Here is an 18,045-nt window from a genome sequence, read left to right on the forward strand (position 1 = left end):
GAGAAGAGTTTCTTGTGTGGAACATGAGAAAGACACCGTCCTTTTCAGTCTTTCTTTTATTTTATTACAGGGGAATTGATATTTTAAGGGAAAAATAAAGGCTGTCGAGATTTTCTCGACAGCCTGACAGACACTAAGGTCTGCTTTTCTTACATATCATGGCTTGAGTTGTGCTTTTGTCTTGTATGGTTTCGGTTCTTTACTTTTTTGCTTCCGCTTAGAGGCTCAGGTTGGCCGGGATTGTGTCCTTTAGGGGCGTTTTTATGCATATCTTTACTTGTATTCTTATTGGTCATAAAATGAGAACCTCCTTAAAAGAGTTCGGTGTTATTGATTGGTTTTTCTTTTTTTGTTATTTTGGCGTTCTGCTTCAGTCAGTACAAGCTGGTCGTTTTCAATATAGCCGGCGCCTTTGCCTTGGCTTTTTGCGTCATTCATTCCGTTAATGACGTGATTCGCTTTTCTTTTGACCATCATTATCACCTCAATCATAATATGGCTCCTTTTATTGTGTTATATGAGAGAGCGTAAACAGTAAAAATTACCGGTACATTTTTCTCATAAGTCGAACTTATTGTATTTAATAAAAACATTGATATTTACTTATGTATGATTTTGTTTTAATATGAAATTGTGAGAAAATTGTGATGGAATATAATGTTCATCTGAGAATGATCTGATCTGAAGGGGGATTTTGGAGAATGGCAAACGAGCAAAAAACTGCAGCAAAAGACGTTTTCCAAGCGAGAAAAACGTTTACTACAAATGGGAAAACATATCATTACTACTCTTTAAAAGCGTTAGAAGATTCAGGTATAGGAAAGGTTTCGAAGCTTCCTTATTCCATCAAAGTTCTTTTAGAATCAGTATTGCGTCAAGTTGACGGCTTCGTTATCAAAAAAGAACACGTGGAAAATTTGGCAAAATGGGGAACTGCCGAATTAAAGGATATCGACGTTCCGTTCAAACCGTCTCGTGTTATTTTACAAGACTTCACAGGGGTTCCGGCAGTAGTAGATCTGGCTTCACTGCGTAAAGCAATGGCAGCTGTCGGCGGAGATCCTGATAAAATCAACCCTGAAATTCCTGTTGATCTCGTTATCGACCACTCTGTACAGGTAGATAAAGCGGGTACAGAAGATGCATTAGCAGTAAATATGGACTTGGAATTCGAAAGAAATGCAGAGCGCTACAAATTTTTAAGCTGGGCAAAGAAAGCGTTTAACAATTATCAGGCAGTGCCGCCTGCAACAGGTATTGTGCACCAGGTCAACCTTGAGTTCTTGGCAAGTGTTGTCCATGCCATTGAAGAAGACGGCGAGCTTGTAACGTATCCTGATACGCTTGTCGGAACAGACTCACACACAACAATGATTAACGGTATCGGTGTTCTCGGCTGGGGTGTCGGTGGAATTGAAGCTGAAGCGGGAATGCTTGGACAGCCTTCTTACTTCCCAGTTCCAGAGGTAATCGGCGCGAAACTTGTCGGCAAGCTTCCAAACGGAACAACAGCTACTGACTTGGCGTTAAAAGTAACACAAGTGCTGCGCGAAAAAGGCGTTGTCGGTAAATTTGTTGAATTCTTCGGGCCAGGAATTGCTGAACTGCCGCTCGCAGACCGCGCAACAATTGCGAACATGGCTCCGGAATATGGTGCTACATGCGGATTCTTCCCAGTAGATGAAGAAGCGCTCAACTACATGCGCCTGACAGGCCGTGATCCTGAACATATTGATGTTGTCGAAGCGTACTGCAGAAGCAATGGCTTGTTCTACACTCCTGATGCGGAAGACCCTCAATTTACTGATGTGGTTGAAATTGATCTGTCTCAAATTGAAGCGAACTTATCAGGTCCAAAGCGTCCACAGGATTTAATTCCGCTTTCTGCTATGCAGGAAACGTTTAAAAAGCACTTAGTCAGCCCTGCGGGTAACCAAGGGTTCGGTTTAAACGCTGAGGAAGAAAATAAAGAAATTAAGTTTAAACTCCTTAACGGCGAAGAAACAGTTATGAAAACGGGTGCGATTGCCATTGCTGCGATTACAAGCTGTACGAATACATCTAACCCATATGTTCTGATCGGCGCCGGACTAGTAGCGAAAAAAGCGGTTGAGTTAGGGCTTAAGGTGCCTAATTACGTGAAAACGTCACTTGCACCGGGTTCTAAAGTCGTTACAGGATATCTTGTGAATTCAGGCCTTCTTCCATACATGAAAGAGCTTGGCTTTAACCTCGTTGGGTACGGCTGTACAACATGTATCGGAAACTCGGGTCCGCTTTCACCAGAAATCGAAGAAGCGGTTGCGAAAAATGATCTTCTGATTACGTCTGTCCTTTCCGGAAACCGTAACTTTGAAGGACGTATTCACCCGCTTGTTAAAGGAAACTACCTTGCTTCTCCGCCGCTTGTTGTGGCATATGCGCTGGCTGGAACGGTAAACATTAACCTGAAAACCGACCCGATCGGTGTGGGTAAAGATGGTCAAAACGTATACTTTAACGATATTTGGCCATCAACAGACGAAATCAATTCACTTGTTAAGCAAACTGTTACGCCTGAGCTCTTCCGTAAAGAGTATGAAACGGTATTTGATGACAACGAGCGCTGGAACGAGATTGAAACAACAGATGAAGCGTTATATAAATGGGATAATGAGTCAACTTACATCCAAAACCCGCCATTCTTTGAAGAGATGTCTGTTGAACCAGGCAAGGTTGAACCATTAAAAGGTTTGCGTGTTGTCGGTAAATTCGGCGATTCAGTCACAACTGACCATATTTCTCCTGCTGGTGCAATCGGTAAAGATACGCCTGCCGGAAAGTATTTGCAAGAAAAAGGGGTTTCACCTCGTGACTTTAACTCCTACGGTTCCCGCCGCGGAAACCATGAAGTCATGATGAGAGGAACATTTGCAAACATTCGTATCAAAAACCAAATCGCACCGGGTACAGAAGGCGGATTTACGACGTACTGGCCAACTGGTGAAGTAACATCCATTTATGATGCGTGCATGAAATACAAAGAAGATAAAACTGGTCTTGTCGTATTAGCAGGAAAAGACTATGGTATGGGATCTTCACGTGACTGGGCTGCAAAAGGAACAAACCTTCTCGGCATCAGAACGGTCATTGCAGAGAGCTTTGAAAGAATTCACAGAAGCAACCTTGTATTCATGGGTGTGCTGCCGCTTCAGTTTAAACAAGGTGAAAATGCGGATACACTCGGCTTAACGGGTAAAGAAGTCATCGAGGTAGATGTTGATGAAACAGTTCGTCCTCGTGACCTTGTGACTGTAAGAGCAATCAATGAAGACGGCAATGTAACAACTTTTGAAGCAGTCGTCCGCTTTGATAGTGAAGTTGAAATTGATTACTACCGCCATGGCGGCATCCTTCAAATGGTGCTTCGTGAAAAATTGAAGCAGTCCTGATGAATCAATAGGAAGAGAAGGCATTTCGCTTTCTCTTCTTTTTATGACACAATGTGCTGCGGAGGTGGCATATGCTGAAAAAATGGCTCGCAGGGATCCTGCTTATCATGCTTGCTGGTTATACGGGATGGAATTTATATCAAACATACAGCAAAAAAGAAGTCGGAATTCAAGAGGGGCAACAAGCACCTGATTTTTCTTTGAAAACGCTGTCAGGAGAAAAAAGCTCCTTAAAGGATTCACAAGGCAAAAAAGTATTGCTCAATTTTTGGGCAACTTGGTGTAAACCGTGCCGTCAGGAAATGCCGGCGATGGAAGAGCTGCAAAAAGAGTACGCCGACAAACTTGCGGTTGTTGCGGTAAATTTCACTTCAGCTGAGAAAAGTGAAAAACAGGTCCGAGCGTTTGCTGATACGTATGATTTAACGTTCCCCATTCTGATTGATAAAAAAGGGATCAATGCTGATTTTAACGTGATGTCATATCCAACGACATATATCTTGGATGAAAAAGGTGTTATTCAAGACATACACATTGGCACCATGACAAAAAAAGAAATGGAACAAAAACTGGATCTTGATTAGATTCAGTTTTTTTATGTTCAGATATGCTTACAAGTTTTCAGAATTGGAAAAAATAAAAGAATATGCGGAGGTGAGAAGCGTGAAGAAGATGAGAAAACGTTCTTTTCATGAGCTCGTCATGGAAAACAAAAAAGAGCTGATGACTAATACAGAGTATTTAAATCAGCTTGAGGAAAAGCTTGAACAGCGATTTAAGCAAAAATAACCTTTAATTTGTATTCATGTTTACCCCTCCTTTTGAGAAACCTATCTGTTGAGGAGGGATAAGCATGGGAAACAACAAGAAAAACGGTCAGCCTCAATATGCTCCAAGCCACTTGGGTACAAAGCCTGTGAAATATAAAGCCAATAAAGGGGAAAAAATGCATGATACTTCAGGACAGCAGCCGATCATCATGCAGACAAAAGGCGAGTAGCGAAAAATCGAGTTTATTTCTAGGAGGTACATCCGATGACAAAGAACAAAAATCAATATCAGCAGCCTAATCCTGATGATCGTTCTGATAATGTAGAAAAATTGCAGGATATGGTTCAAAATACAATTGAAAATATAGAAGAAGCAGAAGCATCAATGGAGTTTGCTTCAGGAGAAGATAAACAGCGTATCAAAGAAAAAAATGCAAGACGCGAACAGAGCATTGAAGCATTTCGCAATGAAATACAGGACGAATCCGCAGCGAGACAAAATGGATACCGTTCTTAAAAACCAGGGAAACCTGGTTTTTTTCTTTCTGATTTGGTTATGGTAAAATGGGGCTAAATTGACGTTAAGGGAGCAGAGTAATCTTGCATGTATCAAAAAAAGAAATAGAAGTGCGTTATGCAGAAACAGATCAAATGGGGATTGTCTATCACGCAAATTATCTTGTGTGGATGGAGGTCGGCAGAACAGCTTTAATCAAGGACTTAGGATTTTTATATAGTGATATGGAAAAGAGAGGCGTTCTGTCCCCAGTCGTTGATATCAATATTTCTTATAAAAAGCCGCTTCATTACGGAGAAACCGCGGTTGTACATACATGGATAGAGGAATATAACGGCTTTAAAACCGTCTATGGTTATCACATTTATAATCCGGCCGGTGAGCTTTCCATCAAAGCCACCTCATCTCATATTTGTGTGGATAAAGAAAGCTTTAAGCCAATTCAATTCCGCAAAGCTTTTCCTGATTGGCACACAGCATATGAAAAGGCCAAAAAATAGGGAAGTGAACGGGAAATGGCGTTTGGTGTGAAACGGGAGGAACTTAACCGGTGGAAACAAGCAGTGAAAAGAGGAGAAATCGCATTTTTAACACATTACTGGCTGGATGACCGATTTCCAGAAGCAAGGACTGTGACAAAAGCCGGCTGTGCAGACATTGATAAGCTGGTTCAGTGGGGAGCGGCGTACGGGTTAAAAAAAGAATGGATCCATAAGAAAAGTGAATTTCCTCACTTTGATCTGCTGGGTGAAACACAAAAATATGTTTTGGAACAAGAAAACCTAACCGATCATCTTATACGATTTCATTTGTAAAAAAAGAACGCACATGAAGTGCGTTCTTTTTTATTGGTATTCAAAAACCGGTTCATCAGCGTCTTCTGAATAGCTGACGAGAAGGTCGTGGTTATCAAAGTACCATAAATCACTTTCTTCAATAAAGAAGGTAATGCCATCAGCTTCTGCAGTGACTCCAGCCTCTTGTGGGGCATCTTTCGCTACACCGAGAGAAAAACCCTTTTGAACGTTGCTGCAGCCTCCATAGCGGACGAAAAAGCGAACCTGGTCTCCGCTTTCCAAATCGAGTTCTTCTTTATACCAGTTCAATGCGTCTTCGTTAATTGTCATATTCATAACAGAACACCCCTTTGTTCTTCATTTGAATTTTCTCTATTATAAACGTATTAGGCTATTCTGTGTCAAAAGAGAAGTTTTTTAAGCTTATAACCATTTTACTTTAGGCTCTGTTTTATTGATAATTCGTTTAATGTTCGCCCGGTGTCTGTATATCACAAAAATAGTGAGCAGGGTAACGACAATCAATAAATACGTATCATGGACAAAGAAACTATATATAACAGTATAGATCCCTGTTAACATCGATGAGAGAGAAACAAATTTAGTCAAGTATAAAAAGATGAAGAATACCGCAACCATCGTGATAAATAACAGGGGTGCGTAAAACAGCAAAACGCCTCCTGATGTCGCCACGGCTTTACCGCCTTTAAATTTGGCGAAGATGGGAAACACGTGGCCTAAAACCGCAAAGACTCCTGCAAGAAGCGGGTGAATATCAACATGCATGAGAAAAGGCAATGCCGTTGCCAGTGTCCCTTTCAAAATATCTCCGGCTATGACGACCGAACCAGCTTTTACTCCCAATGTGCGGAATGCATTGGTAGCGCCTAAGTTGCCGCTTCCGTGCTCCCGAATATCAATTCCCTTGGCAAGCTTGCCCACAATTAAGCCAGATGGAATGCTGCCTATCAAGTAGGCCAAAATAATCAATAAAGCAATTAACATCTACATTTCTCCTTTTTCAAATTCCCTTCTTTTTATTTTAACATGAGATGTCATGATCTGATGATAAGTTTTTTTGTAAAGTTTGCTTACAAATCCAATCAAACATGCATCATATTTTGATTTCTCCTGTTTTGATCGTGTAAAATAAGTGAAAAAGGAGTGACACACGATGCAAAACCCTTCTAAAGCGGAAATTAAAGAGATTCTTCAAAGAAGCAAACGTATAGCCGTAGTAGGGCTTTCAGACCGTCCGGATAGAACGTCACATATGGTTTCAAAAGCAATGCAGGACGCGGGTTATGAAATTATCCCTGTGAACCCGACAATTGATGAGGCGCTAGGTGTCAAAGCCGTTTCATCTTTAAAAGAGATTGACGGTCCGATTGACATCGTAAATGTATTCCGGCGCTCAGAACAGCTTCCTGAAGTGGCGGAAGAGTTTTTAGAGACAGATGCGCCAGTATTTTGGGCACAGCAAGGGCTAGTTAATGAGGAAGCATACCAGACGCTAAAACAAAAAGGCAGAACGGTTATCATGGATCTGTGCATAAAAGTGGCACACGCTGTAACAAAATAGGTGCAGAACTGCAAAAATCCTTGTAAATTCAAGGATTTTTGCTTTTTAATTTTAAGATATTGTTTGCGTATTACGGTGAAACAGATACAATAAAGCTTGAACAGCTTTTTTTGAATACCTTGTCCAGCTGGGTTTCGGCCGTTCGATTTGCGAAGGTCTGCTGCTTTATATATAATAAACAAACATACGTTCTCATAGTGTAAAAACAGCACTAGCCGATGTTTTGAGAAGAACTGATTCGTTAGCTCTATGTTGCGATTGCAAACATATTGGTTATAATGAGGAGTCCAAGGCAGTACTGGCTCGAGGCGAGGTTTATAAAAAATATCTTATATACAAATGATGTGTAACACTGAAAAAGAGAAAGACAATGTTAGTTTTTGAAAGGGGTTTGTACGTTTGGCTAGAAAACAGCAATTTGATTACAACGAAGATGCCATACAGGTGCTCGAAGGCCTTGAGGCTGTCAGGAAAAGGCCGGGTATGTATATTGGCTCTACTGACGCGCGAGGTTTGCACCACTTGGTTTATGAAATTGTAGATAACTCTGTCGACGAGGTGCTTGCCGGCCATGGAGATCACATAATCGTCAAAATACATAAAGACAATAGTATTTCTGTACAGGATAGAGGCCGCGGCATGCCGACCGGAATGCATAAGCTCGGCAAACCAACCCCTGAAGTGATTTTAACGGTGCTTCATGCCGGAGGAAAATTCGGCCAAGGCGGCTATAAGACAAGCGGTGGGCTCCACGGAGTTGGTGCATCAGTCGTGAATGCTTTATCTGAATGGCTGACGGTTACCATTGAGCGGGACGGTTTTGTCTATCAGCAGCGATTTGAAAATGGAGGAAAACCGGTTACATCTCTCGAAAAGATCGGCAAAACAAAAAAGACGGGAACTCTTACACACTTTAAGCCAGATCCAACGATGTTCAGCACAACCACTTATAATTTTGAAACGCTCTCTGAGCGCTTAAGAGAGTCTGCGTTTTTGTTAAAAGGACTGAAAATTGAGCTGATTGATGAACGCAATGACCAGCATGAGGTCTTTTATTATGAAAACGGTATAGAAGCGTTTGTTACTTACTTAAATGAAGAAAAAGACGTCTTGTCTGAAGTGGTCTCGTTTGAGGGTGAGCATCATTCTATAGAAGTGGACTTTGCGTTCCAGTTTAACGATGGTTATTCTGAAAATATTTTGTCGTTTGTCAACAATGTCAGAACAAAAGACGGCGGGACGCATGAGTCAGGTGCAAAAACTGCGATGACGCGTGCTTTTAATGAATATGCGCGAAAAGTGGCTTTGCTGAAAGAAAAGGATAAGAACCTTGAAGGCACCGATATAAGGGAAGGGCTTTCAGCCATTATTTCTGTCCGCATTCCTGAGGAGCTTCTTCAATTTGAGGGACAAACAAAAGGAAAGCTCGGTACCAGTGAAGCAAGATCAGCGGTTGATGCGATTGTTTCAGAGCAGCTTGCTTACTTTTTAGAGGAAAATCGGGACACCGCAACGCTTCTTGTCAAAAAAGCAATCAAGGCGAGCCAGGCGCGCGAAGCGGCACGCAAAGCCCGTGAAGAAGCAAGAAGCGGCAAAAAACGAAAAAAATCAGAAGCGACTTTAAGCGGAAAGCTGACGCCTGCGGGTTCAAGAAACCCGGCAAAAAATGAATTGTATCTCGTTGAGGGAGATTCAGCAGGCGGGTCAGCCAAACAGGGAAGAGACCGCAGATTCCAAGCGGTTCTGCCTTTACGCGGTAAAGTCATTAATACAGAAAAAGCTAAGCTTGCTGATATCTTTAAAAATGAAGAGATCAATACGATCATTCATGCGATCGGCGGGGGAGTCGGAGCAGATTTCTCAATCGATGACATCAACTACGACAAAATCATCATTATGACCGATGCCGATACTGACGGCGCCCATATTCAAGTGCTGCTTCTTACCTTTTTCTATCGCTATATGAAACCGCTCATTGAGCATGGCAAGGTGTTCATTGCATTGCCACCTTTATATAAGGTCAGTAAAGGAAGCGGGAAGAAGGAAATCATTGAATATGCATGGTCTGATGAAGAGATGGGTGATGTCCTGAAAAAAGTCGGCAAAGGCTATACCATTCAACGATATAAGGGTCTTGGAGAGATGAACGCAGACCAGCTGTGGGAAACGACGATGAATCCGGAGTCCCGCACACTTGTTAGGGTCAAAATTGACGATGCGGCACGTGTAGAGAGACGTGTGACGACGTTAATGGGAGACAAAGTAGAGCCGCGCAGAAAGTGGATTGAGAAAAACGTCGCTTTCGGCTTAGATGAAGAAAGCAATATTTTAGAAAATGAAAACTTATCGGTCGCTGAGGAGGTTTAATGATTGTCACAGCCAGAATTATTTCATGATTTACCATTAGAAGAGGTGATCGGCGACCGTTTTGGACGCTACAGTAAATATATTATTCAAGACAGGGCGCTGCCCGATGCGAGAGACGGATTAAAGCCGGTACAGCGCAGAATTCTGTATGCGATGCATACAGATGGAAACACGTTTGATAAAAACTTCAGAAAAGCGGCCAAAACGGTCGGTAACGTCATCGGTAACTATCATCCGCACGGTGACAGCTCGGTTTATGAAGCAATGGTGCGGATGAGCCAGGATTGGAAAGTTCGTAATGTGTTAATCGAAATGCATGGAAACAATGGAAGCATCGATGGAGATCCCCCGGCAGCCATGCGTTATACAGAGGCACGATTATCTCCGATTGCATCTGAGCTTCTTCGGGATATTGACAAAAACACGGTTGAATTTGTGCCGAACTTTGATGATACAAGCAAGGAGCCTGTCGTACTCCCGGCGATGTTTCCTAACCTATTGGTCAACGGATCTACCGGGATTTCAGCAGGATACGCGACCGACATTCCCCCTCATCATCTGGGAGAAGTCATTGATGCTGTCATTAAGCGTATTCAAATGCCATCTTGCTCTGTTGATGAACTCATGGAAGTCATTAAAGGGCCTGATTTTCCGACAGGCGGTATTATTCAAGGCGTTGACGGCATAAGAAAAGCTTACGAAACAGGAAAAGGAAAAATCATTATCCGCGGAAAAGCTGAAATTGAAACAATCAGAGGCGGACGAGAACAAATTGTCATTACTGAAATTCCATTTGAAGTAAATAAAGCAAACCTTGTGAAAAAAATGGACGAGTTCCGTATTGATAAAAAGGTTGAAGGCATCTCAGAGGTTCGTGATGAAACGGATCGAACAGGGCTGAGAGTGGTCATTGAACTGAAAAAAGAAGCTGATGCCAAAGGCATTTTGAATTTCTTATATAAAAATACTGATTTGCAGATCACATATAACTTCAATATGGTGGCTATCCATAACCGCCGTCCGATGCTGATGAGCCTGCCGTCTATTTTGGATGCATATATCGGACACCAAAAGGAAGTTGTCACAAACCGGTCCGTTTACGAGCTTCAAAAAGCAAAAGACAGACATCATATCGTAGAAGGGCTCATGAAAGCTTTGTCTATTTTGGATGAAGTGATTGCAACAATCCGTTCTTCTAGCGATAAACGTGACGCTAAAAACAATTTGATCGCAAAATATGAATTTACAGAGCCTCAGGCTGAAGCCATCGTGTCATTGCAGCTATATCGTTTAACCAATACCGATATCACAGCGCTTAAGGAAGAGGCAGAAGAGCTCGGTAAAAAAATTGAAGAGCTCGAATCTATTCTGAGCAATGATAAAAAACTGCTAAAAGTGATTACAAACAGCTTAAAAGCACTGAAAAAGAAATATGCAGATACGAGACGCTCCGTGATTGAAGAAAAAATTGAAGAAATTAAAATCAATCTCGAAGTCATGGTTGCATCTGAGGATGTATATGTAACCGTTACGAAGGATGGTTACCTAAAACGGACGAGCCAGCGCTCATTTGCCGCTTCCAACGGTCAGGACTTCGGAATGAAAGATACGGACAGGATGCTGCATCAGTTTGAAATGAATACGACGGACGTGCTGCTGCTCTTTACAAACAAAGGAAGCTACATCTATTGTCCTGTTCACCAGCTGCCTGATATCAGATGGAAGGACATGGGCCAGCATTTTTCAAATCTGATCACTATTGACCGTGATGAAACGATTGTAAAGGCCATACCGATAAAAGAATTTGATCCGTCGGCATATCTTCTATTCTTTACGAAAAACGGCATGGTGAAAAAGACAGAGCTCACCCATTATAAAGCACAGCGTTATTCTAAGGCGCTTGTGGCCTTAAATCTGAAGGGTGAAGATGAACTGATTGATGTACATGTAACAAATGGGGAAAGCCAGATCTTTATGGCCACTCACTTAGGGTACGGTCTATGGTTTGGAGAAGACGAAGTGAATGTAGTTGGCGCGCGTGCGGCAGGTGTCAAAGGGATTAACTTAAAAGAGGATGACTTTGTTGTCTCCGGTGAGATCCTTCAACAATCTGATTCAATTGTCTTGTTCACACAGCGGGGAGCGGTAAAACGCATGAGTCTTTCTGAGTTCGAGAAGACATCCCGCGCAAAACGCGGTGTCGTAATGCTAAGGGAACTGAAAAAGAATCCTCACCGAGTTGTAGCACTGTTCGCTTGCGGTCTTGAACAGCGACTAATGGCAGAAACAGAAAAAGGCGACAGAAAAGAACTGCAGGCAAAAGAGTTACGGACAAACGACAGATACAGCAATGGCTCTTTCTTTTTTGATGAAGAGGAATCAGGCAAGGTTACAGCTGTTTGGCGCCTTCATACAGAACAATAATAAAAAACCCGCTCATACTATATGAGCGGGTTTCGTTTGTTTTTTATCAGCTTTCATGGTTGGTGAATAGATCTGTTACCGCATGAATGACTTCAATTCCCTGCCATACAAATAAATTCAGCGCTGTGAAAGAGAATAAGCCTAAAATCACCATTCTTAAGATAAACAACATGTTAAACAGCCTCCTCATATTTTCGTTACATAATCGGGTGATGTTGAACATGAAGTTTGCCGAAATAAGACGATTGATAAAATTTGGCCAGTATAAAGCTTTTTTTCCGCTGACGTCTGCGGGAGTATCCCGTACTTTTGCTTTCAGCGGTCAGCAGCAGAACAGCCATTGCCCATAAAGCGGTCAGTGTAAATGCCCCTGTGATGGATTTCTTCTCATCATCAGCATTTTGGCCGGCTTTCATCTCATGCATTTCCTGCTGGTCGGCTACGGCTTTATAATGATGACCGATATCAAAGGCGTGGGGAATTGAGAGCAAATGAAAACTGGCAATCGCCAAGAATAAGATGGATGCTTTCAATATCGTTACTTTTTTCAAATGATCTCCCCCTCCTTTAATATTACTGAATATTTTTATAATAATACCCCAATCCATCCTAAAAGTAAACCTGATTTATTAAATTTAAAAATAAATTTAACCTTGTTAAGTATATATCTTTTTGCTTATTTTTGAAAGAGAAAACTTCTTTTATTAGCATATGTATACCCGGTTTATGGTGTGAATAAAAACATATTTTAAATGATATGTTTGTTGTTTAGGGTTTATTACTTTATTTATGTGCTAAATCAAAGAGAAAGGCAAGAGAATGGGAAGAAATGATTACATTGTTAATAGGGCACTCTTAATTAAATGCCAGCTTGCAAGGAATGTTTTTATTCGTAGGAAAATAATAGAGAAGGGGTCGACAGAGTAACATCTGGCTATAACAATATTCTTCTCGAAAAAACTTCCTAATTCGTCATATTGTGATATAATAAAACTCGTTATGTTAAAAAATCTAACATCAAAATCGAATTCGTATTGAATTGATGAAAACGGGAGGTAAATATGGAGTCTTTTTTCAATAGTTTGATTAATATTCCAAGTGATTTCATCTGGAAATACCTATTTTATATTTTAATAGGGCTTGGATTATTTTTTACCATACGTTTTGGTTTTATCCAATTCCGTTATTTTATTGAAATGTTCAGAATAGTAGGGGAGAAGCCGGAAGGAAATAAAGGTGTTTCATCTATGCAGGCATTCTTTATTTCGGCCGCATCCCGAGTCGGTACAGGGAATTTGACTGGTGTAGCCTTAGCAATCGCGACAGGCGGACCAGGCGCTGTATTTTGGATGTGGGTAGTAGCTGCTGTAGGTATGGCTTCAAGCTTTGTTGAGAGTACGTTAGCGCAGCTTTATAAGGTGAGAGACGGGGACGATTTTCGCGGAGGCCCGGCCTACTACATTCAAAAAGGTCTTGGAGTCAGATGGCTTGGGATCGTTTTTGCTGTCTTAATTACCGTTTCATTCGGCTTGATTTTTAACGCTGTTCAAACAAATACCATTGCTGGAGCATTGGATGGCGCATTCCATGTGAATAAAATAGTTGTAGCCATAGTTCTGGCGGTTTTAACTGCGTTTATCATTTTCGGCGGTTTAAAACGTGTTGTCGCTGTTTCACAGCTAATTGTGCCGGTTATGGCAGGCATTTATATCCTTATCGCTTTATTTGTTGTCATCACGAATATTACGGCTTTCCCTGGTGTTATCGCTACAATTGTTAAAAACGCTTTAGGTTTTGAACAAGTTGTCGGCGGCGGAATTGGCGGCATCATCGTTATCGGTGCGCAGCGCGGACTTTTCTCAAACGAAGCAGGGATGGGAAGCGCTCCAAATGCGGCTGCAACAGCTCATGTATCCCATCCGGCTAAGCAAGGATTTATTCAAACATTAGGCGTATTTTTCGATACATTTATCGTATGTACGTCCACAGCATTTATCATTTTGCTGTATAGTGTAACACCAAAAGGCGATGGTATCCAAGTCACACAGGCTGCCCTTAACCATCACATTGGAGGCTGGGCGCCGACTTTCATCGCAGTCGCAATGTTCTTGTTTGCATTCAGTTCAGTTGTCGGCAACTATTATTATGGTGAGACAAATATTGAATTTATTAAAACAAGCAAAACATGGCTGAACATTTACCGTATCGCTGTAATTGCTATGGTTGTGTATGGATCTTTATCAGGCTTCCAAATCGTTTGGGATATGGCGGACCTCTTTATGGGTATCATGGCGCTGATCAACTTAATTGTGATTACGCTGCTGTCAAACGTTGCTTACAAAGTGTATAAAGATTACGCGAAACAGCGTAAGCAAGGACTTGATCCTGTGTTTAAAGCGAAAAACATCCCAGGGCTGAAAAACGCTGAAACATGGGAAGATGAGAAACAAGAAGCATAATAAATATAAAACAAAGCTGCATTCAATAGTTGAATGCAGCTTTTTTACTATTGGAAATAAATTTAATTTTTCGACTCGAATGAAAAATGACGTGTAAAGTCCCAATTCAGTCCAGTTTTCTTTGTTCTATATGTGTCATGTGTGTCTTATTCAATGAATATAGAGCAAATTGACAGGCTTTTAAACCTCCCAAAAACAAGAAATTAGGTTGATAGACAATCATGAGAAAGATTTTTACAATGAGTTCGTGCTCATAAGAAGTGAAGAGCCAAAATGATGCGAAGGAGGAAAAGATCAGATATGAAACGGTCAATCTCGATTTTTATTACGTGTTTATTGATTACGTTATTGACAATGGGCGGCATGATGGCTTCGCCGGCATCAGCAGCAGGGACAAAAACGCCAGTAGCCAAGAATGGCCAGCTTAGCATAAAAGGTACACAGCTCGTTAACCGAGACGGTAAAGCGGTACAGCTGAAGGGGATCAGTTCACACGGATTGCAATGGTATGGAGAATATGTCAATAAAGACAGCTTAAAATGGCTGAGGGACGATTGGGGTATCACCGTTTTCCGTGCAGCGATGTATACGGCAGATGGCGGTTATATTGACAACCCGTCCGTGAAAAATAAAGTAAAAGAAGCGGTTGAAGCGGCAAAAGAGCTTGGGATATACGTCATCATTGACTGGCATATTTTAAATGACGGTAATCCAAACCAAAATAAAGAGAAGGCAAAAGAATTCTTCAAGGAAATGTCAAGTCTTTACGGAAACACGCCAAACGTCATTTATGAAATTGCAAACGAACCAAACGGTGATGTGAACTGGAAGCGTGATATTAAACCGTATGCGGAAGAAGTGATTTCCGTTATCCGCAAAAATGATCCAGACAACATTATCATTGTCGGAACCGGTACATGGAGCCAGGATGTAAATGATGCTGCCGATGACCAGCTAAAAGATGCAAACGTTATGTACGCACTTCATTTTTACGCCGGCACACACGGCCAGTTTTTACGGGATAAAGCAAACTATGCACTCAGCAAAGGAGCGCCTATTTTTGTGACAGAATGGGGGACAAGTGATGCTTCCGGAAATGGCGGTGTATTCCTTGATCAATCGCGGGAATGGCTGAAATATCTCGATAGCAAGACCATTAGCTGGGTGAACTGGAATCTTTCTGATAAGCAGGAATCATCCTCAGCTTTAAAGCCGGGGGCATCTAAAACAGGCGGCTGGCGGTTGTCAGATTTATCTGCTTCAGGAACATTCGTTAGAGAAAACATTCTCGGCACCAAAGATTCGACGAAGGACATTCCTGAAAAGCCAGCACAAGATAAACCCACACAGGAAAACGGTATTTCTGTACAATACAGAGCAGGGGATGGGGGTATGAACAGCAACCAAATCAGTCCGCAGCTTCAAATAAAAAATAACGGCAATACCACGGTTGATTTAAAAGATGTCACTGCCCGTTACTGGTATAACGCGAAAAACAAAGGCCAAAATTTTGACTGTGACTACGCGCAGCTTGGATGCGGCAATATGACACACAAGTTTGTGACGTTGCATAAACCAAAGCAAGGTGCAGATACCTATCTGGAACTTGGGTTTAAAAACGGAACGCTGGCACCAGGAGCAAGCACAGGGAATATTCAGCTTCGTCTTCACAATGATGACTGGAGCAATTATGCACAAAGCGGCGATTATTCCTTTTTCAAATCAAATACGTTTAAAACAACGAAAAAAATCACATTATATGATCAAGGAAAACTGATTTGGGGAACAGAACCAAATTAGTTAAGCTTTTTTTGGCGGACATCAGTAACGATGTCCGTTTTTATCATCTAATAGGAGGTTTGCGTTGTGGATGAAATACTGAAACAGTATATGGTGATGTACAAAGAAATGAGTAATGTGATAAATGGTCCGGACTATCCAGGTAAGGAAAAAGACATCCAGCATCAAAAAGATCAGATCGAAGTTTACGAAAAACAGCTGCAGCAAGGATTTTCTACAGATTATGACTATGATGTGTTTGCTGACTCTGTTATCAAATGCGCATATGGCGATATGACGCTGGAGGATTTAGAAGCCGTTTATTATGGATTGACAACGCCATTTTTTTGATTTGTCATTCAGCAGAAAAATTTCAATTTCTGTCTCACTAACTTAAGTATACTTTTATATTGAGACAGAAATTTATTTATTTTGTTTACTTCCTAGAATATATATTATGTAAACTAGAAAAGATGAAGATTAAAGCTTTGCTGTTTTTATGTACATCCTTTCTTCTTCCTGTAATTCAGCAACAAAATAAAAAAGCGATTTCCCATCGGAAAATCGCCAATTATGTGTGTCTTTGTGCTCTTAACGATTTACAACAAATGTTGTCACGCTTTGAGCTGGAAGATGGGCCCAAAAATGATTGCCTGATACAGTGAGATTCGTTCCAGGTTGTAGATTGCTGCTGCTGCTCGTGATCCATCTAGATACGTTTGAAGCAGATCCATTCTGCAAAACAAAGTTTTGGTTGACTCCTGTGTTGCTTTTATTGATGGCAACAATAACGACCTTGTTGTCACCTTTATAGGCTGATACGTAAACGTTCGCATTAGGGTTTTTCGTTGCATCAATCCTTACATAGCCGGGACGCACAAACTTTGAGAAATGAGCCATATTGTAGCCGCGTTTGCTGATCGTACCATCTTCTTTCATAGGTCCATATGATCTTCGGATGTACCACCATACATAAGCTTGAAAGTCCCCCTCTACCATCGCATTGTGAATATGCTGTGAAACATCCAATGCCTCAGGCCATCGATCCGCCGAGTTGTTATCACTGTTCGGATAGTATACTTCCGTCATCCAAAGGTCCTTCCCCGCTCCTTTTTGTTTGAAAAGAGGATAAGGGAATTGGCTGACCTGGGTGCCGTACAGGTGGGTTCCGAGAATATCCATATTGGCAAGAGCCTGCGGATCGTTCAAAATCGGGTCCGACAAATTCTTCAAGTATTGAAATGACTCAGGCGCAATGACGCGGGCATTGATCGAGCCGGCGTTTTCTCTCATAAAGCGAAGTATTTCTTGCGGCGTCCACCACGTCCACTCGTGAGCGTAATCAGGCTCGTTTTGTACCGAAATCGCGTAAAGATTCACACCATTATTCTTCATGAAGGTAACAAAATCGTTAAGATGCTGCGCGTATGCTGCGTACTTGTTGTATTTCAGCCGTTTAGCCGATGTGTCACCATTACGATTAAAGGTCTCAACCATATCACTTGGAGGATTCCAAGGAGAAGCAAAAACGATTGCTCCATGTTTGACCGCACTCTTTGCAGTCTCCACCTCTTTATACCAATTATTTCGATTTTCATCTACATGAATTCTTAAGATTGAAAATCCTAACTGGTTCTGTCCATTGCCAAAAGCAGTTTCTCTTTGAGCTGCTGTAAGATCCCCAGCCCAAGCCGGATGATTCATCCCTCCAAAACCGCGAATCACTTGTTTCTCTGCAGATACATTAACTGTTACATCACTTGCTGCCAAAACTTCAGTAGCGCCTGGCCCTAACATGACTGACAGCATAGTGAAACATACTAATAGTACACAAATTGTTTTTTTTATGCGTGGAATCATTTATTCCTCTCCTTCGTTATGTGTCTTTTACGGTATTAAAAAATCTGCATGGCATATCC

20 protein-coding genes are annotated in these 18,045 nt (G+C 41.5%); 13 read left to right on the plus strand and 7 right to left on the minus strand.

The window, feature by feature from the left end; genetic code table 11:
- Positions 1-149: 149 nt before the first annotated feature.
- Together WA279_RS15845 and sspO are read right to left on the minus strand one after the other, a co-directional pair.
- A complete protein-coding gene (locus WA279_RS15845) occupies positions 150-296 on the minus strand; it encodes a small acid-soluble spore protein P (RefSeq protein ID WP_003221237.1) in 147 nt (48 codons plus the stop codon).
- A gap of 31 nt (positions 297-327) precedes the next feature.
- Entirely contained in the window at positions 328-474 is a 147-nt protein-coding gene (gene sspO, locus WA279_RS15850; RefSeq protein WP_003244839.1) for an acid-soluble spore protein SspO, read from the minus strand.
- A 227-nt stretch (positions 475-701) separates the two neighbouring features.
- Between sspO and acnA the strand changes: the two genes are divergently transcribed.
- From acnA to WA279_RS15885, 7 genes are all read left to right on the plus strand, one after another.
- Positions 702-3,431 (plus strand): aconitate hydratase AcnA, encoded by a 2,730-nt coding sequence (gene acnA, locus WA279_RS15855; RefSeq protein WP_336155951.1) that lies wholly within the window; start codon positions 702-704, stop codon positions 3,429-3,431.
- A gap of 71 nt (positions 3,432-3,502) precedes the next feature.
- Positions 3,503-4,015 carry a redoxin domain-containing protein gene (locus WA279_RS15860; RefSeq protein WP_336155952.1) on the plus strand — a complete coding sequence of 171 codons (513 nt, stop codon included), beginning with the start codon at positions 3,503-3,505 and terminating at the stop codon, positions 4,013-4,015.
- Positions 4,016-4,094: 79 nt separating this feature from the next.
- On the plus strand, positions 4,095-4,220 hold the full coding sequence (locus WA279_RS15865) for an FbpB family small basic protein (RefSeq protein WP_003244964.1): 126 nt from the start codon (positions 4,095-4,097) through the stop codon (positions 4,218-4,220).
- A gap of 64 nt (positions 4,221-4,284) precedes the next feature.
- A complete protein-coding gene (gene sspN / locus WA279_RS15870) occupies positions 4,285-4,431 on the plus strand; it encodes an acid-soluble spore protein SspN (protein ID WP_003221249.1) in 147 nt (48 codons plus the stop codon).
- Between the two features lie 35 nt (positions 4,432-4,466).
- On the plus strand, positions 4,467-4,718 hold the full coding sequence (gene tlp / locus WA279_RS15875; RefSeq protein ID WP_251188430.1) for a small acid-soluble spore protein Tlp: 252 nt from the start codon (positions 4,467-4,469) through the stop codon (positions 4,716-4,718).
- A gap of 83 nt (positions 4,719-4,801) precedes the next feature.
- Complete coding sequence (locus WA279_RS15880) at positions 4,802-5,218, plus strand: YbgC/FadM family acyl-CoA thioesterase (RefSeq protein WP_017696516.1); 417 nt, start codon at positions 4,802-4,804, stop codon at positions 5,216-5,218.
- Between the two features lie 15 nt (positions 5,219-5,233).
- Positions 5,234-5,533: a hypothetical protein gene (locus WA279_RS15885; protein WP_021479774.1), complete on the plus strand. Its 300-nt coding sequence runs from the start codon at positions 5,234-5,236 to the stop codon at positions 5,531-5,533.
- Positions 5,534-5,563: 30 nt separating this feature from the next.
- Here WA279_RS15885 and WA279_RS15890 read toward each other — a convergent pair whose 3' ends face one another.
- Together WA279_RS15890 and plsY are read right to left on the minus strand one after the other, a co-directional pair.
- A complete protein-coding gene (locus WA279_RS15890; protein WP_003231562.1) occupies positions 5,564-5,851 on the minus strand; it encodes a HesB/YadR/YfhF family protein in 288 nt (95 codons plus the stop codon).
- Between the two features lie 87 nt (positions 5,852-5,938).
- Positions 5,939-6,520, minus strand: coding sequence for a glycerol-3-phosphate 1-O-acyltransferase PlsY (gene plsY / locus WA279_RS15895; RefSeq protein WP_003231560.1), 582 nt, complete (start codon positions 6,518-6,520; stop codon positions 5,939-5,941).
- A 169-nt stretch (positions 6,521-6,689) separates the two neighbouring features.
- On the opposite strand from plsY, the gene WA279_RS15900 reads away from it, so the two are divergent.
- From WA279_RS15900 to parC, 3 genes are all read left to right on the plus strand, one after another.
- Positions 6,690-7,097 (plus strand): CoA-binding protein, encoded by a 408-nt coding sequence (locus WA279_RS15900; protein ID WP_335388988.1) that lies wholly within the window; start codon positions 6,690-6,692, stop codon positions 7,095-7,097.
- 399 nt (positions 7,098-7,496) lie between these two features.
- Positions 7,497-9,464: a DNA topoisomerase IV subunit B gene (parE, locus tag WA279_RS15905; RefSeq protein ID WP_336155953.1), complete on the plus strand. Its 1,968-nt coding sequence runs from the start codon at positions 7,497-7,499 to the stop codon at positions 9,462-9,464.
- A 3-nt stretch (positions 9,465-9,467) separates the two neighbouring features.
- On the plus strand, positions 9,468-11,888 hold the full coding sequence (gene parC / locus WA279_RS15910) for a DNA topoisomerase IV subunit A (protein WP_014479945.1): 2,421 nt from the start codon (positions 9,468-9,470) through the stop codon (positions 11,886-11,888).
- 46 nt (positions 11,889-11,934) lie between these two features.
- Here parC and WA279_RS15915 read toward each other — a convergent pair whose 3' ends face one another.
- A complete protein-coding gene (locus WA279_RS15915; protein ID WP_003231548.1) occupies positions 11,935-12,060 on the minus strand; it encodes a hypothetical protein in 126 nt (41 codons plus the stop codon).
- A 25-nt stretch (positions 12,061-12,085) separates the two neighbouring features.
- Positions 12,086-12,439 (minus strand): hypothetical protein, encoded by a 354-nt coding sequence (locus WA279_RS15920; RefSeq protein ID WP_014476950.1) that lies wholly within the window; start codon positions 12,437-12,439, stop codon positions 12,086-12,088.
- A gap of 510 nt (positions 12,440-12,949) precedes the next feature.
- Here WA279_RS15920 and WA279_RS15925 point away from each other — a divergent pair.
- From WA279_RS15925 to WA279_RS15935, 3 genes are all read left to right on the plus strand, one after another.
- The gene (locus WA279_RS15925; protein ID WP_336155955.1) at positions 12,950-14,347 is read left to right on the plus strand and encodes an alanine/glycine:cation symporter family protein; all 1,398 of its coding nucleotides are present in this window, start codon (positions 12,950-12,952) and stop codon (positions 14,345-14,347) included.
- Positions 14,348-14,647: 300 nt separating this feature from the next.
- Positions 14,648-16,147: an endo-1,4-beta-glucanase EglS gene (gene eglS, locus WA279_RS15930; protein WP_336155956.1), complete on the plus strand. Its 1,500-nt coding sequence runs from the start codon at positions 14,648-14,650 to the stop codon at positions 16,145-16,147.
- Between the two features lie 66 nt (positions 16,148-16,213).
- Complete coding sequence (locus WA279_RS15935) at positions 16,214-16,477, plus strand: YnfE family protein (RefSeq protein WP_251188425.1); 264 nt, start codon at positions 16,214-16,216, stop codon at positions 16,475-16,477.
- Positions 16,478-16,717: 240 nt separating this feature from the next.
- On the opposite strand, the gene xynC is transcribed toward WA279_RS15935, so the two are convergent.
- On the minus strand, positions 16,718-17,986 hold the full coding sequence (gene xynC, locus WA279_RS15940) for a glucuronoarabinoxylan endo-1,4-beta-xylanase XynC (protein WP_029317861.1): 1,269 nt from the start codon (positions 17,984-17,986) through the stop codon (positions 16,718-16,720).
- Between the last annotated feature and the right edge of the window lie 59 nt (positions 17,987-18,045).

The sequence above is a fragment of the Bacillus sp. 204(2023) genome (assembly GCF_037027505.1).
Lineage (GTDB): Bacteria > Bacillota > Bacilli > Bacillales > Bacillaceae > Bacillus > Bacillus subtilis.

Excerpts from the sequence above, each read along its gene's own strand:
- WA279_RS15845 (WP_003221237.1), bottom strand. The coding sequence starts at position 296 with ATGACCAATAAGAATACAAGTAAAGATATGCATAAAAACGCCCCTAAA.
- sspO (WP_003244839.1), bottom strand. The coding sequence starts at position 474 with ATGGTCAAAAGAAAAGCGAATCACGTCATTAACGGAATGAATGACGCA.
- acnA (WP_336155951.1), top strand. The coding sequence starts at position 702 with ATGGCAAACGAGCAAAAAACTGCAGCAAAAGACGTTTTCCAAGCGAGA.
- WA279_RS15860 (WP_336155952.1), top strand. The coding sequence starts at position 3,503 with ATGCTGAAAAAATGGCTCGCAGGGATCCTGCTTATCATGCTTGCTGGT.
- sspN (WP_003221249.1), top strand. The coding sequence starts at position 4,285 with ATGGGAAACAACAAGAAAAACGGTCAGCCTCAATATGCTCCAAGCCAC.
- tlp (WP_251188430.1), top strand. The coding sequence starts at position 4,467 with ATGACAAAGAACAAAAATCAATATCAGCAGCCTAATCCTGATGATCGT.
- WA279_RS15885 (WP_021479774.1), top strand. The coding sequence starts at position 5,234 with ATGGCGTTTGGTGTGAAACGGGAGGAACTTAACCGGTGGAAACAAGCA.
- WA279_RS15890 (WP_003231562.1), bottom strand. The coding sequence starts at position 5,851 with ATGAATATGACAATTAACGAAGACGCATTGAACTGGTATAAAGAAGAA.
- plsY (WP_003231560.1), bottom strand. The coding sequence starts at position 6,520 with ATGTTAATTGCTTTATTGATTATTTTGGCCTACTTGATAGGCAGCATT.
- WA279_RS15900 (WP_335388988.1), top strand. The coding sequence starts at position 6,690 with ATGCAAAACCCTTCTAAAGCGGAAATTAAAGAGATTCTTCAAAGAAGC.
- WA279_RS15915 (WP_003231548.1), bottom strand. The coding sequence starts at position 12,060 with ATGTTGTTTATCTTAAGAATGGTGATTTTAGGCTTATTCTCTTTCACA.
- WA279_RS15925 (WP_336155955.1), top strand. The coding sequence starts at position 12,950 with ATGGAGTCTTTTTTCAATAGTTTGATTAATATTCCAAGTGATTTCATC.
- eglS (WP_336155956.1), top strand. The coding sequence starts at position 14,648 with ATGAAACGGTCAATCTCGATTTTTATTACGTGTTTATTGATTACGTTA.
- xynC (WP_029317861.1), bottom strand. The coding sequence starts at position 17,986 with ATGATTCCACGCATAAAAAAAACAATTTGTGTACTATTAGTATGTTTC.